Source organism: Microbacterium sp., assembly GCF_029263575.1.
Classification (GTDB): Bacteria; Actinomycetota; Actinomycetes; order Actinomycetales; family Microbacteriaceae; genus Microbacterium.
On the sequence record NZ_JAJUFV010000204.1, the window covers coordinates 1 to 4,498 of the forward strand.

The 4,498-nt window shown below is 65.4% G+C and carries 7 protein-coding genes; 2 read left to right on the forward strand and 5 right to left on the reverse strand.

Going from position 1 to position 4,498, the window contains the following annotated elements:
- Positions 1 to 152: 152 nt before the first annotated feature.
- On the reverse strand, positions 153 to 581 hold the full coding sequence (locus Q1J95_RS14755) for a MarR family transcriptional regulator (protein ID WP_300268935.1): 429 nt from the start codon (positions 579 to 581) through the stop codon (positions 153 to 155).
- 420 nt (positions 582 to 1,001) lie between these two features.
- Positions 1,002 to 1,130, reverse strand: a complete 129-nt coding sequence (locus Q1J95_RS14760; RefSeq protein WP_300268937.1) for a hypothetical protein — start codon at positions 1,128 to 1,130, stop codon at positions 1,002 to 1,004.
- 38 nt (positions 1,131 to 1,168) lie between these two features.
- Between Q1J95_RS14760 and Q1J95_RS14765 the strand changes: the two genes are divergently transcribed.
- Positions 1,169 to 1,522 carry a DUF1801 domain-containing protein gene (locus Q1J95_RS14765; RefSeq protein ID WP_300268939.1) on the forward strand — a complete coding sequence of 118 codons (354 nt, stop codon included), beginning with the start codon at positions 1,169 to 1,171 and terminating at the stop codon, positions 1,520 to 1,522.
- Positions 1,523 to 1,537: 15 nt separating this feature from the next.
- On the opposite strand, the gene Q1J95_RS14770 is transcribed toward Q1J95_RS14765, so the two are convergent.
- Together Q1J95_RS14770 and Q1J95_RS14775 are read right to left on the reverse strand one after the other, a co-directional pair.
- Complete coding sequence (locus Q1J95_RS14770; protein ID WP_300268941.1) at positions 1,538 to 1,855, reverse strand: multidrug efflux SMR transporter; 318 nt, start codon at positions 1,853 to 1,855, stop codon at positions 1,538 to 1,540.
- Positions 1,855 to 2,214, reverse strand: a complete 360-nt coding sequence (locus Q1J95_RS14775; RefSeq protein WP_300268943.1) for an SMR family transporter — start codon at positions 2,212 to 2,214, stop codon at positions 1,855 to 1,857. Before Q1J95_RS14775 ends, Q1J95_RS14770 begins: the two co-directional genes overlap by 1 nt.
- Before the next feature lie 200 nt (positions 2,215 to 2,414).
- Between Q1J95_RS14775 and Q1J95_RS14780 the strand changes: the two genes are divergently transcribed.
- Entirely contained in the window at positions 2,415 to 3,569 is a 1,155-nt protein-coding gene (locus Q1J95_RS14780) for a calcium:proton antiporter (RefSeq protein WP_366945561.1), read from the forward strand.
- Between the two features lie 8 nt (positions 3,570 to 3,577).
- On the opposite strand, the gene Q1J95_RS14785 is transcribed toward Q1J95_RS14780, so the two are convergent.
- A complete protein-coding gene (locus Q1J95_RS14785; protein ID WP_300268946.1) occupies positions 3,578 to 4,438 on the reverse strand; it encodes a LysR family transcriptional regulator in 861 nt (286 codons plus the stop codon).
- Positions 4,439 to 4,498 lie beyond the last annotated feature (60 nt).

Sequence of the window (4,498 nt, forward strand, 5' to 3'; positions counted from 1 at the left end):
CCGATGCCGACCAGAACCAGAATGCCGACGAGTCCGGCGATCTCCATAGTTGTATCCCTCCGAGCCTCCGACTTCGTCGCGGAGACGTCACGATTGACTATGCCAGATCGAGCGCGACAGGCCGAGGGGGAGAAGGGCCCAGCCTGGGTCGGTCAGAGGCCGCGCAGCTTGTTCGTCAGCTGTTTGAGCGTGCGCAGCTCGTCGTCGTCCAGCGACCCCATCTGCTCAGCGATGGACCGACCGTGCACCGTCGCGACCTCGCGGAAGCCTCGTGCTCCGGCCTCGGTCGCGCGCAGAAGCGCACCGCGACCGTCTTCGGGGTCGGGGCATTTCGCGAGAAGCCCGCGGGCGACCATCCGGTCGACGAGGCGCGAGACGCTGGGTTGACTGATGAGCATATTGCCGGTCACATCGCGCAGCCGTGCCGTCATCTCGGGCGCACGGGTGACGGTCAGCAGCACGTCGTACTCGGCCTGGGTGATCGGGGTGTCCTCGAAATCAGCGGCCATCGCGGCGAAGAGTTCATGCTGCGCGCGAAAAAGGCTCTCCCACGCTTCAAGGGCGAGCTTACGATCCGTCATGCATTCAGATTACTGGAACGGTGAAGGGCCAGTCGGAGAGGCTCCCGACTGGCCCTTATCCCTTGCACCAAGAGTGTCCTGCAATCACATTCGGTGGATGCCACAGCAAACATTCACCGTGTGATTACTGTATAACGGCACGGTAACGAATGCAACGTTTTGGTTACGGGAATCTTTGGTGAGGAGTTGCCCTGTCCGTTCTCCAGCGGCGCGACGTCACGCATCCGGCCAGTCGCTGCGCGATCGGGCCTATCTCGTTCGCCTTCGCCAGTCCAAGTTCCTTGGCGATTCGAGTCGCGGTGCGTCCTCGGGATCCAAATGAGACATAGCTGCCAGAGGATCCCGCTCACGTGTGGGGAGGCGGTTGAGGATGCGCTCGACGTGAGCTCGTGCCTCCCGGCGCGCACCGCTGTACCAGCCTCAGTCGACTTTTTCGCGCGTGATGACGATGTGCACGAGCGCCACGACGTCGCCTCGATGCATCGCCTCGACCCCGATGGCGATGAGCAGGTCGGACAGCGCCGTGCAGGGCTCGGGTGCCGACTTCAACCACCGATGCGAGCGTCGGTTGATGAGAGGACATGAACATGGCATCGAAAGACGAGAAGAACCTTGCCCAGGTGACCGACAAGATCGCGAAGATGGACGAACCGCAGCGCTCCCTTGTGCAGCGTGTGCACGAGGTCATCATGACCGCTGTACCGTCGCTGAAGCCGCGGATCTGGTACGGCATGACTGCGTACGCGCAGTCGGCGAGCACGCCTGCACTGGTGACGCTGCGCAACGATGAACGCGTCAACCTTGCGCTGACCGAGAAGGTCGAGCTTCGTCCTGCGGGCGGTTCCGACGGCAGCTTGATGCCGGCTGCGTGGTACTTCGAAAGCATTGACGAAGCGACAGAGCAACGCATCGCACAGATCGTCCGCGCGGCAGTTTCCTAGACTGCGCAGCGAGCGTCAGTGCGCGGCGCCGAGTTCGATGAGCAGAACACCGCCGACGATGAGGACGATGCCGAGGCCCATCAGCCAGGTGAAGGGTTCTTTGAAGAGGAGCGTGCTGAGGACGGCGGTCAGCGCCACGCCCACCGCGGCCCATATCCCGTAGGCGACGCCGAGCGGGATGCCGCTGGCCAGGGCGAGGCTGAGCATCGAGAACGCGAGGACGTAGCCCACGACCACCAAGATGTACCAGCGCTTCTTGTCGACCGCCACGCGAAGAGAAAGTGTGCCGCCGACTTCGAAGACGATCGCGCAGATGAGGAACAGCCAGGCCATCACGCGTCCTCCGTGCTCGTGCTGCGGGCGGCCTGCGCGCCGAATTCGACACACAGCACTCCGGCGATCACGACCAGGATGCCGATGCCCATCGGCACCGTCAAAGGCTCTCCGAAGATGACGAGCGACAGAAGCGCTGTGAGCGCGACGCCGCACGCACCCCAGATGCCGTAGGCGGCGCCCAGCGACATGCCAGTGCGCAAGACAAGCGAGAGGAGCGCGAATGCGGCGGTGTAACCCACGACGACGATGACGTAGAGGGCGGGCGTTTCCAGCGCGCCTTTGAGGGACAGCGAGCCGGTGACCTCTGCGACGATCGCGCCGACGAGGAAGAACCAGCCCTTCGGCTTGTCGGTCACTGAAGCTCGCCCCGGCGCGCGTCGAGCACGTCGCGCAGCGCGAACGACTCGGGGGAGGCAACCGGATCGGACATGGTTCCAGGGTACCGGGGTGCCGAGGCATCCGTCCGTACTAGAATCGGTACCAGGCTCGACAAAGACCCTGCGAGCGGGACGGCCCGTTCGTTCGATCGGCACGGGGACGACCTCGTGGAAACCGGATTGTCACCCTGCGATCTATCGTCACTCCTGTCGCCATCGTCCGCCTCGTACTCGGCTGGGGCGTCTTCCTCGCGTTGGCGCTCGCGGGGCCGCTGCTTGAACCGCCCGTCCCGGCGCCGCTTCTCATCATCGCGCTCGTGATCATCGTCGCGATCATTCTCGTGTGTGCGTTCGGTGTCGTCCATGAGGCCGAGCACCTCGCGCGCCGCCTCGGTGATCCTTACGGCTCACTCGTCCTCACCCTTTCGATCGTGTTGATCGAGGTCGTGCTCATCGCCGCCGTCATGCTCGGCCCGGGCGAGCACGCCACGATCGCTCGCGACTCGGTCATGGCCGTGTCGATGATCATCCTCAACGCCGTGATCGGGCTCTCCCTGCTCGTCGGAGGCATCGCCCGCGGAGGCAGGCGCCCCAACCGCACCGGCGTCTTGCTGTATCTCGCGATGCTCATCGTGCTCAGCTCGCTCGCCTTCGCGCTGCCGGCCCTCATCGGCGAAGACGGGTCGTACACGACCGGCCAGCAGATCCCGATCATCGTGCTGACGGTCGCCCTCTACGCTTTCTTCCTTTTCCGACAGATGGGTCGGCAGGCCGACGACTTTCGCGAGGTCGATTCGCTGCCGGCATCCGTCGCCTCCGAGTCGCAGACGGATGCTTCGCCCCATGCCCGCGTGAGCGTCCTCAGGGTCATCGCCCAGCACCGCGCCGAGATCGTGACGCGCCTGCTGTTGCTGATCGTGACGGTCGTGCCCATCGTGCTGCTCTCGCATGACATGGCAGCGCTGCTCGATGACGGACTCGGTCGCGCTGGCGCACCGGTCGCCCTGTCGGGCATCCTGATCGCCATGATCGTGTTCCTGCCCGAATCGATCACGTCGGTGCGCGCGGCCCTGCGCGGCGAGATCCAACGCGTCAGCAATCTGTGTCACGGGGCCCTGGTCTCGACTGTCGGCCTCACCATCCCGGCAGTGCTCATCATCGGGGCGCTCACCGGGCAGACGGTCGTGCTCGCCGAGAATCTCACCAACCTGATGCTCCTCGGCGTCACGTTCCTGCTGTCGGTGGCGACCTTCATGGCGAAGAAGGTCACGGCAGTGCACGGTGCCGCGCACCTCGTGGTCTTCGCCGTCTACGGCCTCACCGTCTTTGCGTGAGGCGGGCATCACCCGTTCGCATACAGCTGGGTGGCGGCATCCACGAGCTCTGCTAGACCTGCGGGCCGATGGTCACGCCACCAGGCGAGCCGCACGGGGATTCGGGGCCCGTCCTTGATCGGGCGATACGTCACCCCCGGGCGGGGGTGGTGATGCGCGGTCGCCTCGGCGGTGGTGCCGACGCCGCGTCCGGCGGCGATCGCGTCGAGCCAGCTGTCGACGTCGAACGAGTCGACGAAGCGCGGTGCGTGATCTGACCCGCTCCAGAGGTCGCTGCTGGTGGTGCCCGAGCGGCGGTCGGTGAGCACGGTGCGGTCGGAGATCTCAGCCATGCTCACCTGTCTGCGCCGTGCCCAGCTCGGGTCGTCGGCGGCGAAGACGACCAGGCGACGCTCCAGGCCCACCACGACGGAATCGAAGCGTGCGTCGTCGACGGGGCGCCGCACGATCGCGATGTCGCAGAGTCCTTCGGCGAGTCCCGAAGTCGCTGAGTTGTGGCGCACGAGGTCGAGCTCGATGCTGCTGTACCGCTGGGCCCATTCGCGTTGGAGGCGCGCAGTGAAGCGGCCCATTGCAGCCCAGGCGTATCCGAGACGCAGCACGTTTCGTCGAGTCGACAGGAACTCGGTGAAGCTGTCGGCCTCGGCGAGCACCCGTCGCGCCTCGGGCAGCAATTGCTGCCCGGCCGCCGTGAGCTCGCATCCGCGCGGCACGCGGCGAAGAAGCATCTCGCCGACCGTGCTCTCAAACCCCGCGATCGTGCGCGAAACGGCCGCCTGCGAGACGAACAGCTGCGCCGCCGCATCCGTGAAAGAGCCCGCGTCGGCGGCCGCGACGAAGAAGCGAAGATCGCGCAGCGTCCACTTCATAACCGAATCGTATGTCACAGTCGAAACATGCACTAGGTGCAATGCTGGTTCGGGCGTACG